This window comes from Chitinasiproducens palmae (assembly GCF_900095735.1).
GTDB lineage: Bacteria > Pseudomonadota > Gammaproteobacteria > Burkholderiales > Burkholderiaceae > Chitinasiproducens > Chitinasiproducens palmae.
The window spans coordinates 14,847-37,161 of sequence record NZ_FNLO01000017.1 but is presented as its reverse complement, the minus strand read 5'-3'; the positions used below and the strand labels follow the sequence as shown (position 1 = coordinate 37,161).

General features: G+C 66.3%; 18 protein-coding genes. 17 read left to right on the top strand and 1 reads right to left on the bottom strand.

What is annotated here, in order from left to right:
• The first annotated feature begins 34 nt into the window (after positions 1 to 34).
• The 17 genes from rlmN to BLU54_RS21720 all read left to right on the top strand — a co-directional run bounded on the left by rlmN (position 35) and on the right by BLU54_RS21720 (position 19,345).
• Complete coding sequence (rlmN, locus tag BLU54_RS21800; RefSeq protein ID WP_170845265.1) at positions 35 to 1,153, top strand: dual-specificity RNA methyltransferase RlmN; 1,119 nt, start codon at positions 35 to 37, stop codon at positions 1,151 to 1,153.
• Between the two features lie 26 nt (positions 1,154 to 1,179).
• Complete coding sequence (locus BLU54_RS21795) at positions 1,180 to 1,962, top strand: hypothetical protein (RefSeq protein ID WP_091913054.1); 783 nt, start codon at positions 1,180 to 1,182, stop codon at positions 1,960 to 1,962.
• Between the two features lie 2 nt (positions 1,963 to 1,964).
• The gene (locus BLU54_RS21790) at positions 1,965 to 3,053 is read left to right on the top strand and encodes a helix-turn-helix domain-containing protein (protein WP_091913052.1); all 1,089 of its coding nucleotides are present in this window, start codon (positions 1,965 to 1,967) and stop codon (positions 3,051 to 3,053) included.
• A gap of 59 nt (positions 3,054 to 3,112) precedes the next feature.
• Positions 3,113 to 4,390 (top strand): flavodoxin-dependent (E)-4-hydroxy-3-methylbut-2-enyl-diphosphate synthase, encoded by a 1,278-nt coding sequence (gene ispG / locus BLU54_RS21785; RefSeq protein ID WP_091913050.1) that lies wholly within the window; start codon positions 3,113 to 3,115, stop codon positions 4,388 to 4,390.
• 27 nt (positions 4,391 to 4,417) lie between these two features.
• Complete coding sequence (hisS, locus tag BLU54_RS21780) at positions 4,418 to 5,788, top strand: histidine--tRNA ligase (protein ID WP_091913047.1); 1,371 nt, start codon at positions 4,418 to 4,420, stop codon at positions 5,786 to 5,788.
• Positions 5,789 to 6,240: 452 nt separating this feature from the next.
• Entirely contained in the window at positions 6,241 to 6,870 is a 630-nt protein-coding gene (locus BLU54_RS21775) for a YfgM family protein (RefSeq protein WP_091913045.1), read from the top strand.
• A gap of 121 nt (positions 6,871 to 6,991) precedes the next feature.
• On the top strand, positions 6,992 to 8,194 hold the full coding sequence (gene bamB, locus BLU54_RS21770; protein WP_091913043.1) for an outer membrane protein assembly factor BamB: 1,203 nt from the start codon (positions 6,992 to 6,994) through the stop codon (positions 8,192 to 8,194).
• A gap of 275 nt (positions 8,195 to 8,469) precedes the next feature.
• Positions 8,470 to 9,810 (top strand): ribosome biogenesis GTPase Der, encoded by a 1,341-nt coding sequence (gene der / locus BLU54_RS21765; protein WP_091913041.1) that lies wholly within the window; start codon positions 8,470 to 8,472, stop codon positions 9,808 to 9,810.
• Between the two features lie 197 nt (positions 9,811 to 10,007).
• Positions 10,008 to 10,250, top strand: coding sequence for an RNA chaperone Hfq (gene hfq, locus BLU54_RS21760; RefSeq protein WP_091913177.1), 243 nt, complete (start codon positions 10,008 to 10,010; stop codon positions 10,248 to 10,250).
• Positions 10,251 to 10,337: 87 nt separating this feature from the next.
• A complete protein-coding gene (hflX, locus tag BLU54_RS21755; RefSeq protein WP_091913039.1) occupies positions 10,338 to 11,498 on the top strand; it encodes a GTPase HflX in 1,161 nt (386 codons plus the stop codon).
• 109 nt (positions 11,499 to 11,607) lie between these two features.
• Entirely contained in the window at positions 11,608 to 12,936 is a 1,329-nt protein-coding gene (gene hflK / locus BLU54_RS21750) for an FtsH protease activity modulator HflK (protein ID WP_170845264.1), read from the top strand.
• 12 nt (positions 12,937 to 12,948) lie between these two features.
• Complete coding sequence (gene hflC / locus BLU54_RS21745; RefSeq protein ID WP_091913037.1) at positions 12,949 to 13,839, top strand: protease modulator HflC; 891 nt, start codon at positions 12,949 to 12,951, stop codon at positions 13,837 to 13,839.
• Positions 13,840 to 13,850: 11 nt separating this feature from the next.
• Positions 13,851 to 14,054 (top strand): DUF2065 family protein, encoded by a 204-nt coding sequence (locus BLU54_RS21740; RefSeq protein WP_235838080.1) that lies wholly within the window; start codon positions 13,851 to 13,853, stop codon positions 14,052 to 14,054.
• Between the two features lie 93 nt (positions 14,055 to 14,147).
• On the top strand, positions 14,148 to 15,308 hold the full coding sequence (locus tag BLU54_RS21735; RefSeq protein WP_091913032.1) for an ATP phosphoribosyltransferase regulatory subunit: 1,161 nt from the start codon (positions 14,148 to 14,150) through the stop codon (positions 15,306 to 15,308).
• Between the two features lie 189 nt (positions 15,309 to 15,497).
• Entirely contained in the window at positions 15,498 to 16,838 is a 1,341-nt protein-coding gene (locus BLU54_RS21730; protein ID WP_091913030.1) for an adenylosuccinate synthase, read from the top strand.
• A 5-nt stretch (positions 16,839 to 16,843) separates the two neighbouring features.
• Positions 16,844 to 17,404 (top strand): phosphoribosyltransferase, encoded by a 561-nt coding sequence (locus BLU54_RS21725; protein WP_091913028.1) that lies wholly within the window; start codon positions 16,844 to 16,846, stop codon positions 17,402 to 17,404.
• 42 nt (positions 17,405 to 17,446) lie between these two features.
• On the top strand, positions 17,447 to 19,345 hold the full coding sequence (locus BLU54_RS21720; protein WP_091913026.1) for a potassium transporter Kup: 1,899 nt from the start codon (positions 17,447 to 17,449) through the stop codon (positions 19,343 to 19,345).
• A gap of 557 nt (positions 19,346 to 19,902) precedes the next feature.
• Here the strand turns inward: BLU54_RS21720 and BLU54_RS21715 are convergent.
• Positions 19,903 to 22,281: a Tex family protein gene (locus BLU54_RS21715; protein WP_091913024.1), complete on the bottom strand. Its 2,379-nt coding sequence runs from the start codon at positions 22,279 to 22,281 to the stop codon at positions 19,903 to 19,905.
• Positions 22,282 to 22,315 lie beyond the last annotated feature (34 nt).

Genomic DNA, 22,315 nt, shown 5'->3' with positions numbered 1-22,315 from the left:
CGGTCGTACAGCGGCCAGCGACAACGAGGCCATCATGTCAGCCGACTCCATCAACCTGCTCGATTTCGACGCCGCTGGGCTGGTCGATTATTGCGACCGCTTGGGGGAGAAGGCTTTCAGGGCCAAGCAACTGCAGCGCTGGATCCACCAGCGCGGCGCTGACGACTTCGCCGACATGACGGACCTGGCGAAGTCGCTGCGCGCCAAGCTCAGCGGCCGCGCGCGCATCGCTGCGCCCGCTGCGATCACCGATCACGTCTCCGCCGACGGCACGCGCAAGTGGCTGCTCGACGTGGGCAATGGCAATGCCGTCGAGACGGTGTTCATCCCGGAAACCGGGCGCGGCACGCTCTGCGTGTCGTCGCAGGCCGGATGCGCGGTGAACTGCCGCTTCTGTTCGACGGGCAAGCAGGGTTTCAGCCGCAACCTGACCGTTGGCGAGATCATCGGGCAGGTCTGGAAGGCGGAATTCGCGCTGCGCAACGCGCGCGGTAACGCCCAGGACCGCGTGATCACCAACGTCGTGATGATGGGGATGGGCGAACCGCTGCTCAACTTCGACAACGTGGTGCCGGCGATGCGCCTCATGCTCGACGACAACGCCTATGGACTGTCGCGTCGACGTGTGACGTTGTCGACTTCCGGCGTGGTGCCGATGATGGACCGTCTGTCGCGCGAATTGCCGGTCGCGCTCGCGGTCTCGCTGCATGCGCCGAACGACGGTCTGCGCGACAGCCTGATCCCGCTCAATCGTAAATACCCGTTGCGTGAGTTGATGGGCGCCTGCGAGCGCTATCTCGCGCACGCGCCGCGAGATTTCATCACGTTCGAATACTGCATGCTGGACGGCGTCAACGACAGCGTCTCGCATGCCCGGGAACTTGTCGCACTGGTGCGCGACGTGCCCTGCAAATTCAATCTGATACCGTTCAATCCGTTTCCCGAGTCCGGGCTGTTCCGATCCGGCAACGACGCGATCAAGCGTTTCGCGGAAGTGCTGATCGACGCCGGACTGGTGACGACCATCAGAAAGACACGCGGCGACGACATCGATGCGGCCTGCGGCCAGTTGGCCGGGACGGTGCAGGACCGCACGCGGCTTGCCGAGCGTCAGGCGCGCGTGGTTCCGATCGTGGCATCGGCGCAGGCGTAATCGGATTGGCCAGGCGCGAGGCAGGGATGAGGGTTTGGACGCCGCTTCTAGTCACCGCGGCGCTGGTCGCCTGTGCCGACGTCGGCAGCGGCCCGCAGGCGCGACGTCAGCGTCCGGTGCTCGCCAGCGAGACGGGCGTCTCGCTCGCAGGGTCGCCCGCCGAGGCGCGCGCCGCCGCGCATCGGGCGCTGGCCGCGGCCTACTTGAACGATGGTCGAGCCGATGTGGCGCTGCTCGAAGCGCGGCGCGCGCTGGCTGCGATCCCCGACGATCCCTTTGCGTTGCATCTGGCGGCGCTCGCAAGCGCCGCGTTGGGTCGTCGCGACCACGCGCTGGCCTTCTTCATGGCGCTGTTCGGGCAGGGCGGCGATGCGGCCCCCGCGGATCGGCTGGCGTTCGCCGAGACGCAAGGCATTGCTGCAGCGGCCAACCTTGCCACCTTGCTGTGCGCGAGTGCGGATGGGCGGCAGCGCCGTGAGGCGATGGACGCGCTGTCGCGGTATCTGCGCCGGCCGATGCCCGGGCATGGGCCAGCCGCCGGCGAAGCTGGCGCGGGCGCTGTCGAAGCGATCCTCCGGCGCTGTCGCGGCGGCGCGGATGCCGGTCGGCGCGATGCCCGCCAGCGCACGCGCAGACGCTGCGCCGTCGGCGCGGACCAGGGCGGTTTGGCGCGCCGCGGGCGCATGGCGAAGGGCGGAAGCGACGGAACATGCCGCCGGGCCGGCGCGCGGGGTAGAATCTCGACGCACTGTCGACCACTGCACGACCTGCGAGAAGCGAAGCAAGAAGCCATGCAAGACAAGGAATAACGATGACTGATCTATCGCAGCGCGGTATCGACGGCGCCGGATCGTCGACCAGCGCCGGAAAGCCGGTCGACGAGAATGCGCGCGTTGTCGGGGAACAGTTGGCGGCCGCGCGGATGCAGAAGGGACGTTCGGTCGACGAGATGGCGGCGCGCCTGAAAGTGCCGGTCGCGAAGCTGGCTGGCCTCGAAGCGGGCGACCTGTCCGTCCTACCCGACGTCACGTTTGCAATCGGCCTGGTTCGCAGCTATGCAAAGATTCTGCAAATCGATCCAGCCCCGCTCGTCACCGCGTTGAAGCGCTCGGGTGGTCTGTCGCCCGACTTCTCGTTGCCGGAGCCGGCCGCGAGCACCGGCCTGCGGCGTGCACATGTGCCGCTGACCTGGAGCACGCGCCGCACCGACCGGCGCTCCTGGCTGATCGGCGGTGTCGCGGTGGTGGCGGTGTTGGTTGCCTTGGTCGTCTGGCGTCTCGCCAATGAGCCGAATGGCTGGCTGGCGCGCTGGCAGGGCAGTGGCAAGGCGACCGGCACGACTGCGACGACGCAGTTGGGCGGCTCGGATACCGTTACCACGGCGCTGCCGACCAGCGGCGTGATGGGCACGGGCGGAACGGGCGCAACGGGCGCAACGGGCGCAACGGTGGGAACGGACGGCACCGGAACGGCCGGGGCCACTGACAACCCGGCGGTGGCGCCCGGCGCGACCGTGTCGCCGACCCCTGGCGCACCCACCGTGCTGCCGGCCAGTCCGGTGCGGCCGCCGGAAGCATCGGGTGCGGCGGCAACCCCGCAGCAGTCGGGTGCGGTCACCCCGGCTTCGCTGACCGCCAACGCGTCCGGCGTCAGCGGCGCGAATGTCGTCGTCGACGTGCGCCAGGACAGCTGGATCAGCGTGCGTCAGAAAGGCGGTAAGGAAGTCTTTTCCGGCACCGTGCGGCCGGGCAGCCCGCAAAACCTGCAGGCGGTTCGACCGATCCAGATCGTGGTCGGCAATGTCGCCGGCTTGAATTCGCTGACCGTCGACGGCCAGACCATCGATCTGCAGCGGTACACGAAGGGGCGCAGCCAGGTGGCGCGCGTCGACCTTCCCTGAATTTCCCAAGATTCGGGCGGGCCTCGCCGGTCCGCCTGCCACCCGATACAGCGAAGACGATGCAAGACAGTCCTGAAAACCTGGACGAGGCCGCGACCGGCCCGTTGCCGCGTCGCGCGGCAACGCCCGTCGCCGTGCGTTGGGGAGGACGCAGTGTAGTGATCGGCGGCACGGCGCCGGTGCGCGTGCAGTCGATGACCAACACGGACACGACCGACGTGATCGGAACCGCGATCCAGATCAAGGAGTTGGCGCAGGCCGGCTCCGAACTGGTGCGCTTGACGGTCAACACCCGCGAGGCGGCGGCGGCGGTGCCTGCGATTCGCGAGCAGCTCGACCGGATGAACGTCGACGTTCCACTGGTCGGCGACTTCCACTACAACGGCCACCTGTTGTTGACGGAGTACCCGGAGTGCGCGGCGACGCTGTCCAAATATCGGATCAACCCCGGCAACGTCGGCCAGGGCAGCAAGCGTGACACGCAGTTCGCGCAGATGATCGAGGCCGCTTGCCGCCATGACAAGCCGGTTCGGATCGGTGTGAACTGGGGCAGCATGGATCAGGCGCTGCTTGCGCGCATGATGGACGAGAATGCCAGTCGGCCGAAGCCGATGGGCGCGAAAGGGGTGATGTACGAGGCGCTGATCCGCTCGGCGCTCGAGTCCGCCGCGCAGGCCGAGCATCTCGGCATGCGTGCCGACCAGATCATCTTGTCGTGCAAGGTCAGCGCGGTCCAGGACTTGATCGCGGTCTACCGGGCGCTCGCCCGTCGCTGCAACTATGCGTTGCATCTCGGCCTGACCGAGGCCGGAATGGGCTCCAAGGGTATCGTCGCGTCGTCGACGGCGCTGGGCGTGCTGCTCCAGGAAGGCATCGGCGACACGATTCGCGTGTCGCTGACGCCGGAACCGGGCGCGCCGCGCACCGGCGAAGTGGTGGTCGCGCAGGAAATCCTGCAAACGATGGGCTTGCGGGCATTCACGCCGATGGTCATCGCCTGTCCCGGCTGCGGCCGGACCACGAGCACGGTATTCCAGGAGCTGGCCTCGCGCATCCAGACCTATCTGCGCGAGCAGATGCCAGTGTGGCGCAATCGTTATCCGGGCGTGGAGCAGATGGACGTCGCGGTGATGGGTTGTATCGTGAACGGCCCCGGCGAATCGAAACACGCGAACATCGGCATCAGCCTGCCTGGCTCCGGCGAAAACCCGGCCGCACCGGTCTATATCGACGGCGAGAAGGTCAAGACGCTGCGCGGCGAGCGTATTGCCGAGGAATTCCAGCAGATCGTCAACGAGTATGTCGAGCGCCGCTACGGCGCCGCCCAAGTGTCCTGATGTTGGCGCAAGCCGCGACCTGAGAACATGTCTGAAAGCAAGAAGAAAATCGAAAAACTGTCCGGTGTGAAGGGCATGAACGACCTGCTCCCGGCAGAAGCGGTTTATTGGGAGCAGTTCGAACGCGCGGTGCGGGCGATGCTGGCCGCCTACGGGTATCGGCAAGTCCGTACCCCGATCGTCGAACACACCGCGCTGTTCACACGCGGCATTGGCGAGGTCACCGACATCGTCGAAAAGGAGATGTACAGCTTCGTCGATGCGCTGAATGGCGAGCACCTGACGCTGCGTCCCGAAAACACCGCGGCGGTGGTGCGGGCGACCATCGAGCACAATCTGCTCTACGACGGCCCGAAGCGCCTCTGGTACATGGGGCCGATGTTCCGCCACGAGCGGCCGCAGCGGGGTCGGTATCGCCAGTTCCACCAGGTCGGTGTCGAGGCATTGGGCTTCGCCGGTCCCGACGTCGATGCCGAGATCATCCTGATGTGCCAGCGGCTGTGGGACGATCTTGGTCTGACGGATATCCGGCTGGAACTGAACTCGCTCGGCCAGGCCGACGAGCGCGCGCGTCATCGCGAGGCCTTGATCGCGTATCTGGAGCAGCACGCGGACGCTCTGGACGAGGACGGCAAGCGGCGGCTTTACACGAACCCGTTGCGCGTGCTCGACACGAAAAATCCGGCGTTGCAGGACATCGTCAACGCGGCGCCGCGCCTGATCGACTTCCTCGGCGATGCATCGCTTGCCCACTTCGAGGGCGTGCAGGCGCGACTGCGCGAGAACAACATTCCGTTCAGGATCAACCCGCGTCTGGTACGCGGGCTCGATTACTACAACCTCACCGTCTTCGAGTGGGTGACGGATCGGCTGGGCGCGCAGGGAACGGTGGCCGGCGGCGGCCGCTACGATCCGCTGATCGAGCAACTGGGCGGCAAGCCGGCACCGGGCTGCGGCTGGGCAATGGGTGTCGAACGCATCATCGAACTGCTGAAGGAAACGACGCCCGAGATGGAAGCGGACGGTTGCGACGTCTATGTGGTCCATCAGGGCGATGCAGCCGCGTTGAAGGCTTCGGTGATCGGCGAGCACCTGCGCAGTGCCGGCTTCGATGTGATCGTCCATGCCGGGGCGGATGGGCAGGCGGGCAGCTTCAAGTCACAGATGAAGCGCGCGGACGCGAGCGGCGCGGTGTTCGCGGTTATCATTGGCGACGACGAAATTGCCCGTGACGTGGCGTCGGTGAAACCCCTGCGCGCCGGTGCGGGCGAGGGCCAGCGCAGCGTCGCACTCGACGCGCTTGCTTCGCATCTGGCCGACGCGTTGACCGGGGACTCGTCGTCCGATGCAGCGGATGCCGACGACGGCGAATCTTCAGGCGGACACACGCTTCACTGAGACGCACGATCGGCTGCCGGCCGATCAGCGATGAGCGATGGACGGCGAGCCACGAGCGACGTCGCGCCGTGGCAGTTACAACGTGGAAGCCGCGCCGTGGCGACCGCGCCGCGACAACTGCGCTGTGGCAACGGTGCCGTGGCGGCCGCGCGGCGGCCCTTGCTGTAACGCAATCGGGTGGTCGACGCTGCGTTGCGGCGGTGGCCGGCCTGGCGTTGGGTGGCGCCCGACCCAGGCACGGTCGGCGCCGGGCTCAGGCTGATCCGAGGCCGAAGCGAGCGGGGCTTGGAGCGAGTTGGTCGCAGCCGAAACTCACCGTGCCACCGACCGCGGACCGCCAGTGGCGGCCCTGAAGAATGCGCCGCGACCGGCGGAGCGGCCAGGCAGGCAGAGCAGGAAGGGCGGGGCATTCGTTTCCGTCGCATTGATCCAGAAACAGCAGCAGAGCGTGTATGAGCTATCACGAAGAACAGGAAACGCTGGAAGAGGTAAAGGCATGGTGGGCGCGCTGGGGCAATCTCGTGACCTGGGTCGCGTTGATCGTTCTCGTCGCCCTGGCCGCCTACAACGGCTGGAATTATTGGCAGCGACGCGAGGCAGCGCGCGGCGCCCAGCTCTACGAGCAGCTCCAGGCTGCCGCGGCGGCCAACGACAAGGCAAAGGTCGCCCGCATCGCGGCCGACATGGAATCGAATTTCGCCCGTACGCCGTACGCGCCGATGGGCGGTCTGACAGCCGCCGCGGCACTGCAGCGTGCAGGCGATGCGGCCGGCGCGAAGGCGCAGCTGCAGTGGGTCGTCGACCACAGCGGCGACGCCGCCTACCGCGATGTCGCACGTCTGCGCCTGGCCGGCCTGCTTCTCGACGAGAAGGCCTATGCGCAGGGCTTGGCGCTGCTGGACAAGGCGCCGGTCGCTACCTTCGAGGGGCTGTTCGCGGACCGTCGCGGTGACCTGTTGCAGGCGAGCGGGCAGCGCGACAAGGCGCGGGACGCCTACCGGCTCGCGCTGGCCAAGCTGCCGGCAAGCGATGCTTCCCTGAAGGAGCTCGTGCAGTTCAAGATCGACGCGAACGGCGGCTGAGCGGCGCGGTTTCCGCTGACCGGCGCGGCGCGCCGGCAGCCTACCGTGCGCACCCCGATCATCCATTCATTCAACAAAGCAACGGCGTCGTGTACGCCTGGCAGGCGGAGTCCATTCGATAATGCAGCCTTCCTCGAACAACTGTCCGAGTCACCGTCAATCCGCTGCCGCGCGTCGCGGCCGCTTCGCGCGCGCGGGACGTGCGGTGTGTCTGGCGGCGATTGCGTCGGCCAGCCTGCTGGCGGCGTGCTCGTCGAAGGACGTGCGTCGTGAGCCGACGCCGCTGGTCGACTTCAAGCAGGTGCTCGACGTACGGCAGGCCTGGAACGCCAGTGTCGGCAAGGCCGGACGGTATCTGTTCCAGCCGATCGTGGTGGGCGAGGCGGTCTACGCGGCGGGCGCCAACGGCTCAGTCGGCAAGTTTGATGCGGCGAGCGGCCGCGTCATCTGGCGCGTCAAGCTCGATGCGGATCTGTCCGCCGGCGTCGGCAGCGACGGCCACCTGTCGGCAGTCGGTGCGATCAACGGCGACGTGATCGTGCTCGGCGAGGACGGCAAGCAACTCTGGCGTGGCAACGTGTCGGGCGAGATCCTGTCGGCGCCGCTGGTCGGCAATGGCCTGGTCGTGGTGCGTACGGTCGACGGCCGGATCACGGCCTTCAACGCGCAGACCGGCGAGCAGCAATGGCAGTTCCGCAATCGCGCGGTGCCGCTCAACCTGCGCACCACCCAGGGCATGATCTTCGCTGGCCAATCGGCGGTCCTGGCCGGCTTCCCCGGCGGTTCGCTGGCGGCGATCAGCGTGCAGACCGGCGATCCCTTCTGGCAGACGCCGGTTTCGTTCCCGCGCGGCGTGACCGAGGTCGAGCGCATCAACGACGTGTCGGGCGCGCCTGCCCTGGTCGGCCGCCTGACCTGCGCGGTGACGTTCCAAGGCAAGCTCGGCTGTTTTGATGTCGAGTCGGGCCGCCCGGCCTGGGAGCAGTCGTTCTCCAGCTATGCCGGCCTGGCGCTGAACGAGCAGATGGTGGTGGCGGCGGACGACTGGTCGGTGCTGAACGCCTACGAGGCATTCTCGGGCAAGCGTCGCTGGCAGAACGACCAGTTGAAGAATCGCCAGCTCGGCACGCCGGCCATCATCGGCCGCGCGGTTGCGGTCGGCGATTACAAGGGCTTCGTGCATTTCCTGTCGGGCGACGACGGTACGCTGATCGCCCGCATGAAGACCGACGGCAGCGCGATTTTCGCGCAACCGGTGGTGGCCGGGCAGACGCTGATCGTGCAAACCCGCGATGGCGACCTGTATGCGTTCCAGCCGCAGTAACGGCAGCGTGGCACGGTCGTTCGCCAGGCCGGCAGCATTGCTGTCGGCCATGACGGTGGTCATGGCGGCAGCACCGACGGCGGCACCGACGGCAAAGCTCGCGGCGTCGTCGACGCCGAGCAGCGCGGACTGACCGCGCCGCTCGGCGGCAGGCACCCTGGTCGTCCGCGACGCCGAGTGCCGAGCCGCTTACTCCTGGCGCGCCGCGGCGCGCCTTTTATTGTTTTCTGCCACCATCCAAGCCGGATCGTGGCTTACCCGAAGCAGGCTTTCCGATGAAACCCGTCATTGCTTTGGTCGGGCGTCCGAACGTCGGCAAGTCGACGTTGTTCAACCGACTGACACGCTCGCGCGACGCGCTGGTCGCCGATTTCCCGGGCTTGACTCGCGACCGACACTACGGCGAAGGCCGGGTCGGCGCGCGGCCTTATCTCGTTGTCGACACCGGCGGCTTCGAGCCGGTCGCCAAGGAGGGCATCCTCCTCGAGATGGCGCGTCAGACCAGGCAGGCTGTCGAGGAATCCGACATCGTCGTGTTCATCGTCGACGGCCGTCAGGGGCTGGCGCCGCAGGATGCGGCCATCGCGGCGTACCTCCGTAAGACCGGCCGCCCGGTGTTCCTGGTGGTCAACAAGGCGGAGGGCATGAAGTACAGCGCGGTGGCCTCCGAGTTCTACGAGCTCGGCCTGGGCGATCCGCGCGCCATTTCGGCCGCGCATGGCGACGGCGTAACCGACCTGATGAACGAGGCGTTGGAAGTTGCCTACGCAGGTCAGCCCGAAGCCGACGACGATGCGACAAATACGCGCGGCACGAAGATCGCGATCGTCGGACGCCCCAATGTGGGGAAATCCACACTCGTCAACGCGTTGGTCGGCGAGCAGCGCGTGATCGCGTTCGACATGCCGGGCACCACGCGCGATTCGATCTACGTCGAGTTCGAACGCCAGGGCCGCCCCTACACGCTGATCGACACCGCTGGCCTGCGCAAGCGCGGCAAGGTCTTCGAAGCGATCGAAAAGTTCTCGGTGGTCAAAACATTGCAGGCGATTTCCGACGCCAACGTGGTGATCCTGCTGCTCGATGCGCGGCAGGACATCAGCGAGCAGGATGCGCACATCGCCGGCTTCATCGTCGAACAGGGGCGTGCACTGGTGATCGGCGTGAACAAGTGGGATGGCCTGGACGAGCATGTCAGGGAGCGGGCAAAGACCGATCTGGCCCGCAAGCTGAAGTTCCTTGGCTTCGCGCGCTCGCACTACATTTCGGCCACTGAAGGCACTGGCATTGGCAACCTGATGCGATCGGTCGACGACGCATACGCCGCGGCCATGTCGAAGTTGCCTACGCCAAAGCTGACGCGCGCGCTGATCGAGGCGGTCGAATTCCAGCAGCCGCGCCGGCGCGGTCCGGTGCGTCCGAAACTACGCTATGCTCACCAAGGCGGGCAGAATCCGCCCATCGTGGTGGTCCACGGCAACGCGCTCGATGCCATTACGGATTCTTACAAGCGGTATCTCGAAGGGCGTTTCCGTGAAACTTTTAGGCTGGAAGGCACTCCATTACGAATAGAGTTTCGTTCCAGTCACAATCCCTACGCAGACCGCGACGACTGATCCGTTTGCGCCGCCGTCCCGGCCGATTCAGACGGTGCCGGCGTCGCGTCGTGCGGTGTGGGGAACACACCGGGACACGCTGCCGCGATCTATTCCACACTGCGGTCGCGGCGAAACAGAATGGGCTATAGTGAGGTCGACGTGTGATGCGTTTCCTTACCGCCCCCGATCAACCGGATAACAAGAGGGAGTTATTTATGAGCCAGAATAAAGGGCAATCGCTACAAGACCCGTTTTTGAACGCTCTGCGTAAAGAACACGTACCGCTTTCGATCTATCTCGTGAACGGCATCAAACTACAGGGTCAGATTGACTCGTTCGACCAGTACGTGGTGCTCCTGAAGAACACGGTGACGCAGATGGTCTACAAGCACGCGATTTCGACCATCGTTCCGAGCCGCCCGATACATCTCCCGCCCCCCCCCGAACAGACAGCTTGAACGCTGGTTCGATCCGCTCCGGCGGATTGCCCTTTATTTCACGACGCGCGGCTTTCCAGCGCGTCGTTTTCTTGTGAACCAGCCAATTTGACACGCGCAGCACTCGTCACCATCGATTTCGGCAAGACCGATTTCGCCGCCAGCCAGGAAGAGATCGCGCTGCTCGCCACCAGTGCCGGTGCCGTCCCGGTCGTCACGCTCACCGGCAAGCGCAGCCGGCCTGACCCTGCATTGTTCATCGGCAGCGGCAAGGCCGAGGAACTGAAGCAGGCGGTCATCGCCGAAGCAGTCGAGCTGGTCATCTTCAACCACACGTTGACGCCCGGCCAGCAGCGCAACCTGGAGCGCGTGCTCGAGGTTCGGGTGATCGATCGGGTCAGCCTGATCCTGGACATCTTCGCGCTGCGGGCGAAGAGTGCCGAAGGCAAGTTGCAGGTGGAACTGGCGCAGTTGCAATACCTGTCCACCCGCCTGGTGCGCGCGTGGACTCACCTTGAACGCCAGAAGGGCGGCATCGGTCTGCGCGGTCCGGGCGAAACGCAGCTCGAAACCGACCGTCGCCTGCTTGGCGAGCGGGTCAAGTATCTGCGCGAACGGCAGCGCCGGCTTGCGCGCCAGCATGGCACCCAGCGCCGCGCGCGGGAAAGAAACCGTGCGTTCTCGGTATCGCTCGTCGGCTACACCAATGCCGGCAAGTCGACGTTGTTCAATACGCTGACCAAGGCACAAGCGTACGCGGCGAACCAGTTGTTCGCCACGCTCGACACCACGTCGCGCCGGGTGTATCTGGGCGAGGCTGGCAACATCGTGATTTCGGACACGGTCGGTTTCATCCGTGACTTGCCGCACCAACTGATCGCCGCGTTCCGGGCGACGCTTGAGGAGACCGCGCAGGCGGATCTGCTGCTGCATGTGGTGGACGCGTCGAGCGCGGTGCGCGAGGCACAGGCGGTCGAGGTCGATGCAGTGCTCGACGAGGTGGGCGCCACCCGGGTACCGCAGATCATGGTCTGGAACAAGATCGATGCAGTGCCGGAATTGCAGGATCGACCGGCGGTGGAGCGGGATGAGTATGGTAAGATTTCCCGCGTTTTCATCAGTGCCCGCAGCGGCCAGGGATTGGACGCGCTGCGCGGCGCGATCGCCGAGGCCGTGGCCGGGCGGGTAGAACACCCGCGGGCTGACGCGTCCGTCATGCCGTCGTCGGATTCGACGACGGACGGGCAAGCGGAGTCCGATCAGGCATAACGCCGTCGCCGGGGCAGGCGTCTCCAAACGCTTGCCCGGACGGCGTTTTTCTCGCGTGGGTCCAAAGCGGGCCCGGTTCTTCACGCTTCCGCGTTCACACGGCTGTGTCATGGCATACAACGAGAACCTTGCAACCTTCTGGCAGCGTGCGCGTGCCGTGTTCAACCTCAACGACCCACGCTGGGGACGGGGCGAGGGCGGCGATCCGTCCCGCAACGAAGGGAAGAACGGCAATCGCAACGAAGGCGGCGGTCCGCCCGACCTCGACGAACTGTGGCGCGATTTCAATCGCCGCCTAAACCGCCTGTTTCGCCGTAACGGCCCATCGGGCGAGCCGCCGCGCGCCGGTGGCTCGGGCCGCTCGGCGCCGTCGGGCCGGATCGGCATCGCGCTGGTCGTCGCCGTGCTGCTCGCGGCCTGGCTCGGCAGCGGCGTCTACATCGTGCACGAGGGGCAGGCCGGCGTGGTGTTGCGCTTCGGTAAATACACCTACACCACGCCCGCGGGGATCCAGTGGCGTCTGCCGTATCCGTTCGAGTCGAACGAGATCGTCAACATGTCCCAGGTCCGCTCGATCGAGATCGGCCGGGGCGGCGCGGTGCGCGACACGAATCTGAAGGACTCGTCGATGCTGACCGCCGACGAGAACATCATCGATGTGCGCTTCGCGGTCCAGTACCGCATCAAGAACGCCGCGGACTTCGTGTTCAACAACGCCGACGCCGAGAGCAACGTGGCGCAGGCGGCAGAGACCGCGGTGCGCGAGATCGTCGGCAAGAGCAAGATGGACTACGTGCTCTACGAAGGACGCGAGCAGGTGGCGCAACAGCTCACGCAGTCGATCCAGCGCATCCTCGACGCGTACCGCACCGGCATCCTGGTGACCAGCGTCACGATGCAGAACGTGCAGCCGCCGGAGCAGGTGCAAGCCGCCTTCGACGACGCGGTGAAAGCCGGGCAGGACCGCGAACGCCAGAAGAACGAGGCGCAGGCCTATGCGAACGACGTCGTGCCGCGCGCGCGCGGAGCGGCGGCGCGCATCGTCGAGGAGGCCGAAGGATACAAGGCGAAGGTCGTCGCACAGGCGCAGGGGGATGCAGAACGCTTCGGCGCCATCCTCGCCGAATACAACAAATCGCCCGCGGTGACGCGGGAAAGGATGTATCTCGATACCATGCAGCAGATCTTCTCGCGAGCTTCCAAGGTGCTGGTCGACGGCCGCAGCAACAATCTCACCGTTCTGCCGATCGACAAGCTGATCGGCGCGACCGCTGCGTCGGCCGCGCCCGCGCAGGCCACGGCCGACGACGCTGGCGCCGCCGCGCCGTCGGCGCCGGCTGCCGGAGCGCCGGCCGCACGTGCCGCGGATGCATCGGCGGCGCGCAGCGGACGCGATTCGCTGCGCAGCCGTACGCGCAGCTATGACGACGTGCGCTGAGCTGGAGGCCCCATGAATCGCATCATTGCTGCCATCGTGGCGCTGGTCGTCCTGCTGCTGATCGCCTCGTCGATGCTGTTTGTCGTCGATCAGCGGCGTTTCGCGATCGTGTTCGGCCTCGGTGAGGTCAAACGCGTGATCGCCGAGCCCGGCCTGTACTTCAAGTTGCCGCCGCCGTTCGAACGCATCGTCCCGATCGACAAGCGCATCCAGACGATCGACAACGCCGAACCGGATCGCTACATCACCGCCGAAAAGAAGAACCTGCTCGTCGATCTGTTCGTGAAGTGGCGCGTGGTGGACGCGCGTCGCTATTTCATCAGCTTCCGTGGCGACAGCGCGCTGGCCGAGGATCGCCTCAAGCAGATCATCCGCTCGTCGCTCAACGAGGAATTCACCAAGCGGACGGTCAGCGAGGTGGTCTCGAACGAGCGCGAGGCCGTGATGCACACGGTGCGCAACAAGGTCGCGCGCGATGCCAGCGCGGTCGGCATTCAGATCGTCGATGTACGCCTCAAGCGGGTCGACATGCTCGCCGAGATCAGCGAGTCCGTGTACCGGCGGATGATCGCGGAGCGCAAGCAGGTCGCCAACCAGTTGCGCTCGACCGGCGCCGCAGAAGCGGAGCAGATTCGCGCGGACGCGGATCGGCAGCGCGAGGTGATCCTGGCCACGGCCTACAAGCAGGCGCAGGGCAAGATGGGCGAGGGCGATGCGCAAGCCGCGTCGATCTATGGCGACGCGCTGGGCAAGAACCCGGAGTTCTACTCGTTCTATAAGAGCCTGCAGGTCTATCGCGACGGCTTCGCGAACAAGAGCGACGTGATCGTCGCCGATCCGTCCAGCCCGCTGTTCCGCTTCATGCGCAGTGCCGACGGCGGTAGGCCGGCGGCGGCGCGCTGAGCGGGGGCATCGTGCCGTCTTTCTGGCTGACGCTCGGGCTGGCCTTCGGCTTGATGCTGATCCTGGAGGGCATCTTTCCATTCGCCGCGCCGGCGGCGTGGAAGGCGGCCTTCAGTCGCTTGGCCGAATTGTCGGTCGGCCAGATTCGCGCGGCCGGACTGGTCGCGCTGCTGGTCGGGCTGCTGATGTTCATGGCAGTGTTCTGGCTGCATTGACGTGCGACGCGGTCGGCATGGGCGGGCCGCACGCTGCTCGTTCCGGCTGCCTGCTGCCTCCTTCTTCGTTTCTGATCGTTTCTGGATTTCAAGATGTCCGTCTGGCTGCTGCCTGAAAACATCGCCGACGTATTGCCGTCGGAAGCCCGCAAGCTCGAGGAGCTGCGCCGCCGCCTGCTCGACCGGTTCCGGACCTATGGTTATGAACTCGTCATGCCGCCGATGCTCGAGTATCTGGAGTCGTTGCTGTCGAGCGCCGGTCCCGACCTCGAGCTGAACACGTTTAAGCTGGTCGACCAGCTGTCGGGTCGCTCGATGGGCATCCGCGCCGACATCACGCCGCAGGTCTCGCGCATCGACGCACACTTGCTGAACCGCCAAGGCGTGACGCGCCTGTGCTATGCGGGCAGCGTCTTGCAAACACGGCCGGTGGGCCTTCATGCGACGCGGGAGCCGTACCAGGTCGGCGCGGAAATCTTCGGGCACGCGGGACTGGAAGCCGACGCGGAAGTCCAGCAACTGGCGATCGACAGCCTGGCGCTGGCTGGTCTGACCGACGTGCGTCTCGATCTGTGCCACGCCGGCGTGCTCGAAGCGCTGCTCGACGCGTCGCCGGCAGCCCGCGCCCGGGCCTACGAACTGTTCGCCGCGCTGGGCGGCAAGGATGTGCCCCGGCTGGTCGAACTGACCGCCGACCTGCCCGCGGAAATCGCGCAGGCGCTGCGGGCGCTGCCGAAGCTGTACGGCGAGGCGGATGTGCTCGAACGCGCGCGGGCCGAATTGCCGGCGTTCCCGGCGATTCGCCGTTCGCTGGACGATCTGGCCTACCTCGCCAGGCAGGCCAGGGGCGCACAGGTGCTGATCGACCTCGCCGACCTGCGCGGCTACCGCTATCACAGCGGCGCCATGTTCTCGATCTATGCGGACGGGGTCTCGTCCGCCCTTGCGCGCGGCGGTCGCTACGATCATGTCGCGGCGAAATTCGGCCGCGAACGGCCGGCTACCGGGTTTTCGCTGGATCTGCGCGAAGTCGTGCGCATTTCGCCGATCGAAGCGTATCCGAGCGCGATATTCGCGCCGTTTGGAGACGATCCCGCGTTGCGGGAGCGCATCGCCGCATTGCGCGACGCAGGCGAGATCGTCATCCAGGCGCTGCCCGGCGATCCTCGCGCCGTCGACGAGTTCGACTGCGACCGTGAATTGGTGTCGCGCAGCGGGCAGTGGCAGGTGGTCGCACGCGCCGGCGTGCGCTGAACGGCGCCTCGGCGGCACCTCGGCGGTGCGGTAGCGCCCGCCCGGCGCGCCGTCCGCCTGTGGAAATGGCGCGACGCAATGCGCGATTTCCACCGCAAGGCGTCGTTTTCGGCGCAACTTTTCCGCCCATGTCGGTTCACGCGGCGTAACGCCGAGTAAAATACCGCTTTAACTAGGCTCACTCTGAACATGTCTGGCAACTCTTCGAAACCGGGACGCAACGTCGTCGTCGTCGGCACCCAGTGGGGCGACGAAGGCAAGGGCAAGATCGTCGACTGGCTGACTCACCATGCGAAGGGCGTGGTCCGTTTCCAGGGGGGGCACAATGCGGGCCACACGCTCATCATCGGCGGCAAGAAGACGATCCTGCGCCTGATCCCGTCGGGCATCATGCGCGAGGACGTGGCCTGCTATATCGGCAACGGCGTGGTGCTGTCGCCGGAAGCGCTGTTCAAGGAAATCGGTGAGCTGGAGGCGGCCGGCGTGCACGTGCGCGGGCGGCTGTTCGTCTCCGAGGCCTGTACGCTGATCCTGCCGTCGCACATCGCGATCGACCAGGGCCGCGAGGCGAAGCGTGGCGCGGGCAAGATCGGCACCACCGGCCGCGGCATCGGTCCGGCCTACGAGGACAAGGTTGGCCGTCGCGGCCTGCGCGTGCAGGACCTGTTCGACCGCGAGAACTTTGCCGCGCGATTGGCCGAGACGCTCGAATACCATAACTTCATCCTGACGCAGTACCTCGGTCAGCCGGCCGTCGACTTCCAGACGACGCTGGACACGATGCTCGGTTACGCTGACCAGCTGCGCCCGTTGGTCGCCGATGTATCGACGCGACTCTATGAGGTCAACCAGCGTGGCGAAAGCCTGCTGTTCGAAGGCGCGCAGGGCACGCTGCTCGACGTCGACCACGGCACCTATCCGTTCGTCACCAGCAGCAACTGCGTGGCGGGCAGCGCGGCGGCGGGCGCCGGCATCGGCCCCCACCAGCTGCACTATGTGCTCGGCATCACCAAGGCGTATTGCACGCGCGTGGGCAGCGGTCCGTTCCCGAGCGAACTGTACGACAACGACAATCCGGCACGGCAGGATCCGCTCGGCGTGACGCTTGCCAACGTCGGCAAGGAGTTCGGCTCGGTGACCGGACGGCCGCGCCGCACCGGCTGGCTGGACGCAGCGGCGCTGCGCCGGTCGATCCAGATCAATGGTGTCTCGGGGCTCTGCATTACCAAGCTCGACGTGCTCGACGGCTTCGAGGAAGTGCAGTTGTGCATCGGCTATCGCGTCAACGGCGAGGAAGTCGCGCTGTTGCCGCGTGGCGCCGCCGCCGTGGCCGAGTGCGAACCGATCTATGAACGCTTCCCCGGCTGGTCGGAAAGCACGGTCGGCATCAACGACTGGGCGGCGCTGCCCGCCAACGCGCGGGCTTACCTGGAACGCGTCGAGGCGATCGTCGGCGTGCCGATCGACATGGTGTCGACAGGTCCGGATCGGGACGAAACCATCCTGCGTCGCCATCCGTTCAAGGATTGAGCGAGATGAGCCGCAACGAATCGCTGCCGGCCAGCGACGACGCGCATCTGTGGGTGAGCTGGGAAGACTACCACCGCACGGTGGATCTTCTTGCGCTCAAGGTGCATGAGTCGGGCTGGCGCTTCGATCAGATTCTGTGCCTTGCCCGTGGCGGCCTACGCGTCGGCGACCAGCTGTCGCGCATTTTCGACTGTCCGCTGGCGATCCTGGCGACCAGTTCATATCGGGAAGCGGAAGGCACGGTGCAGGGCGATCTGGATATCGCCCAGTACATCACCGTGACGCGCGGCGCGTTGGGTGGTCGTGTGCTGCTGGTCGACGATCTGGTCGATTCGGGCGTCACGCTTGCCCGGGTGAAGGCCCACCTCGCGGATCACTATCCCGCGGTCACCGACGTTCGGTCCGCAGTGCTGTGGTACAAGGCATGTTCCGTCACCCAGCCTGACTATCATGTCGACTTCCTGCCGACCAATCCGTGGATCCATCAGCCTTTCGAGGCCTGGGATTCGGTCAGGCCGGAACGGCTGAGCGCCTGGATCAATCGCGGCGTCGGGCACGCCGAATGACCGCCGCCGGCCGGCGCCCTTCCTGAACGGGAATCGCAGCGTATGACCGACAACCATCCTTCGTACCCCGGCGCAGGCCGCCGGGCCTCATTGCCGCTCGTCGCCGCGGCGATTGGCGTGGTGTTCGGCGACATCGGCACCAGCCCGCTCTATTCGCTGAAAGAGGCATTCAGCCCCGAACACGGCGTGGCGCTCACGCACGGCTCGATCGTCGGCGTGATTTCGCTGCTGTTCTGGGCGATCGTGATCGTCGTCGCGCTGAAGTACATGCTCTTCGTGATGCGCGCCGACAACAACGGCGAAGGGGGCGTTCTCGCGTTGATGGCATTGTCGCTGCGCGGGCGCGACCGTACCGCCAAGGCGGCCCGCATCCTGACCATGCTCGGCATCTTCGGCGCGTGCATGTTCTACGGCGATGCGGTGATCACCCCGGCCATTTCGGTGCTCTCGGCGGTGGAGGGCCTGCAACTGGCGGCGCCTTCGCTAAGCCGGTTCGTGCTGCCGATCACGCTGGTGATTCTCGTCTGCCTGTTCTGGATCCAGCGCAGGGGAACGGAAATCGTCGGCCGCCTGTTCGGCCCGGTGATGATCGTCTGGTTTTTGACCCTCGCGGTGCTCGGCGCCTATCACATCGCCCGGACGCCGAGCATTCTCGCGGCGCTCAACCCGTGGCATGCCTATCTGTTCATCCACGACCACGCATTGCAGGCGTACGTGGTGCTGGGGTCCGTCGTGCTGGTCCTGACCGGTGCCGAGGCGCTGTACGCCGACATGGGCCATTTCGGCATCAAGCCGATCCGCTATGGCTGGTACACCTTCGTGATGCCGGCCCTGATCCTCAATTATTTCGGGCAAGGCGCGTTGCTGCTGCGCACGCCCGAGGCCATCGAGAACCCGTTCTTCAAGCTGGCGCCGAGCTGGGGCTTGCTGCCGCTTGTGATCCTCGCCACGCTCGCCACCGTGATCGCCTCGCAAGCGGTGATCTCCGGCGCGTTCTCGCTGACCAGCCAGGCCATCCAGCTTGGCTACGTGCCGCGCATGAAGGTGATGCACACGTCGGCCAAGGCAATCGGCCAGATCTACATCCCGCTGGTCAACTGGTTGTTGCTGGCGATCATCGTCTGCGTGGTGCTCGGCTTCAAGAGCTCGAACCAGTTGGGCGCTGCCTACGGTATCGCGGTGACCGCGACCATGCTGATCACGACACTGCTGGTCTGCGTCGTGATGGTGCGCGTGTGGAACTGGCCGAAACACTGGGTCGCGTTGCTCATCACCATCCTGCTGATCGTCGACCTGGCGTTCTTCGGCGCCAACCTGATCAAGATCGAGGATGGCGGGTGGCTGCCGCTCGGCATCGGTGCGTTGCTGTTCTTCCTGCTGATGACCTGGTACAAGGGCCGGCAGATCGTCAAGGAACGCACGGCGGCGGACGGCATCCCGCTCAAGCCGTTCATCAGCGGGCTGCTCGCGCACCCGCCATACCGCGTGTCCGGGACGGCGATCTACCTGACCGGATCGGCTTCGCAGGTGCCGGTCGGCTTGCTGCACAACCTGAAGCACAACAAGGTGCTGCACGAACGCACGATCTTGATGACCTTCAGGACGCGCGACATCCCTTATGTTGCCGACGCGGACCGGCTCGTGCTCGAGTCGTTCGGCGAGGGTGTCTACCTCGCGCGCGTGCAATACGGATTCAACGAAACACCTGATGTGCAGGAAGTCCTGAAGCTGCTTGAACAGACGCAGTCGATGCGCTTCGAACTGATGGATACCTCGTTCTTCCTGGCCCGCGAAACCGTGGTGCCGACCGAACTGCCAGGGATGTCGGTATGGCGTGAACGGATCTTTGCGTGGATGCATCAGAACGCCGCGAAGCCGACCGACTTCTTCAGCATTCCGGCCAATCGCGTCGTCGAACTGGGCACCAAGATCGAAATATGACATGCCGGCGCCGGCGCGGACGCGCCGGTCCGGCTGCGGCGCGTCCGCGGAGCGCAGGTCAGCGCAGGGTTGGGCCAAGTCACGCGAAGGCGGGAAACATGCCGAGCTTGCTTCAGCGCTCGGCCCATCGAGCACCGCGATGCGACGCCAGCAACGGCACTGGCAGTCCGCTGACGCGGTCGAGACGGCCGGGGCGTCCGATGGCGCGGCCCGTTTCAGGCGTCGCAAGACACGCCTCGCAAGACACGCGTACGCAACACGCCTCCCGCCGCGAAGTGTCACGCCTCGCAGGCCGCCGTCGCGCTTGCCAAGCTGCTTGAGGCCGATCTCACGCACCGTCCGGCGTGGCCGTCGAACGACGTTAGTACCGGGCAGCCGACGGCGCCGCATCCTCTCTGCACAGGCGCCGCTGTACTCGCGCCGGCGACGTTTCGACCCGCATGCCGCCCGTGCGGGCCGACGGTCTGCGACCTGGGGAGTCGACGCGCATCGCATCGACTGCCGACGTCCCGACGGCGTTTGAAGCCCGCCGCAAGCGTCTGAACCTATCGAGGCCGCTACTTGCCGCGCAGCTTCGCAAATGCCGCCGCCATCGCGCTCTCGCCGGTGCTTTCGCGTCCGTCGCGTCCGTCGCGCCCACTACGGCCGCGCGCGCCTTGCCCGCTGCGCTGGGCACCGGGTTGGCCGCGGTCCTGACCGTCGCGCCGGCGTTCGGCACCCGGCCCGGCGGCGCCACCAGCAGCGCCCGGTTCGTCGTCCAGTCGCATGGTCAGGCCGATGCGTTGCCGCTTCACGTCGACTTCCATCACCTTCACGCGCACGATCTGCCCGGCCTTGACCACTTCGTGCGGATCGCGCACAAAGCGCGTCGACATCGCGGAGACGTGAACCAGACCGTCCTGGTGGACGCCGATGTCCACGAAAGCGCCGAACGCCGCGACGTTGCTCACCACGCCTTCCAGCACCATGCCGGGTTCGAGATCGGCCACGGTCGTGACGGCTTCGTCGAACACTGCTGTCTTGAATTCCGGACGTGGGTCGCGCCCCGGCTTCTCCAACTCGACGAGAATGTCGCGCACGGTCGGCAAGCCGAAGCGTTCGTCGACGAATGCTTGCGGCGAGAGGCGCGTGAGCTGGGCGCGGTCGCCGAGCAACTGATCGACGGTTCGGCCTACCGCAGCCAGGATCTTCTGCACGACCGGATACGCTTCCGGGTGCACGGCCGAGCGGTCGAGCGGATCGTCGCCTTGATTGATGCGCAGGAAGCCGGCGGCCTGCTCGAAGGTCTTGTCGCCCAGACGCGGCACCTTGCGCAGCGCGGTGCGCGTGCGGAATGCGCCGTTTGCGTCGCGGTAGTCGACGATATTGCGCGCCAACGTCGTATTCAAGCCAGAGACGCGGGCGAGCAGGGCAGCCGATGCGGTGTTCACGTCGACGCCGACCGCGTTGACGCAGTCCTCCACCGTCGCGTCCAGCGCCCGCGCCAGTTCGCGTTGATTCACGTCGTGCTGATATTGCCCGACGCCGATCGCCTTCGGGTCGATCTTCACCAGTTCCGCCAGCGGGTCCTGGAGTCGGCGCGCGATCGAGACCGCCCCGCGCAACGACACATCCAGCTCGGGCAGCTCTCGAGAGGCAAATTCCGACGCCGAGTACACCGATGCGCCGGCTTCGGAGACGACGATCTTTTTCAGACCAAGTTGCGGATGCAGGCGCATCAGCTCCGCGGCCAGGCGGTCGGTCTCGCGCGATGCGGTGCCGTTGCCGATGCTGATCAGCTCGGCGCCGGTCTGCGCCGCAAGACGCGCCAGACGGGCGATCGCGCCGTCCCAGTCGCGGCGCGGCTCATGTGGGTAGATGGTGTCGGTCGCGAGCAGCTTGCCGGTGCGATCGACGGCCGCAACCTTGACGCCGGTCCGCAGCCCGGGATCGAGACCGATCACGGCCTTCGGGCCGGCCGGCGCCGCCAGCAGCAGGTCCTTCAGGTTGCGCGCGAAAACCTGTATCGCATCGCTTTCGGCGGTGTCGCGCAGGCGTTGCAACAGTTCGTTCTCGAGCGCCGGCTGCAGCTTCACGCGCCAGCACCACCGGCAGACGTCGCCGAGCCATTTATCGGCCGGTCGACCGTCTTGGACGATGCCGACGCGCTCGGCGATCGCCAGTTCCATCGGGTGGGGCGTCTGCGCGTCGAGCGCTTCGCCCAAGCCCAGCTTGGCCGCCAGGATGCCGAGATTGCGGCCCCGGAACAGGGCCAGCGCGCGATGAGACGGGATCGACGCGATGCGCTCCTCGTAGTCGTAGTAATCCCTGAATTTCTCATCCTCGTCGCGCTCGCGTCCTTCGACGACGGTGCTGCGCACCACGCCGCGCCGCCACAGGTCCTCGCGCAGCGCGGCGAGCACCTCGGCCGTCTCGGCAAAGCGCTCGGCGAGAATGTCGCGGGCGCCATCCAGGGCCGCGCGGCCATCCGCCACACCGCGCGCGGCATCGACGTACTGCAAGGCGAGCCCGGCGGGATCATTGCGCGGATCGCCCAGCAGCGCGTCCGCGAGCGGTTCGAGACCGGCCTCGCGGGCGATCTGGGCCCGGCTGCGTCGCTTCGGGCGATAGGGCAGGTAAAGGTCTTCCAGGGTCTGCTTGCTGGCGGCAGCATCGATGGCCGCAGCCAGCTCCCCGGTCAGCTTCCCTTGTTCGTCGATCGATTGGCGAACGGCGCTGCGGCGCTCTTCCAGCTCGCGCAGGTACACCAGGCGCTCGTCGAGATGGCGCAGTTGGACATCGTCGAGATTGCCGGTCACTTCCTTGCGGTACCGGGCGATGAATGGCACGGTGGCGCCGTCGTCGAGCAACTGCACGGCGGCCGCGACCTGGCGCGGTGCCACCGCCAATTCGGCAGCGATCTGGGAAACGATTTTGTTGTCGAAGGTGTCCGTCATGAAGGGCGTAGGCTGTCAAACATTGGCCGGTCGG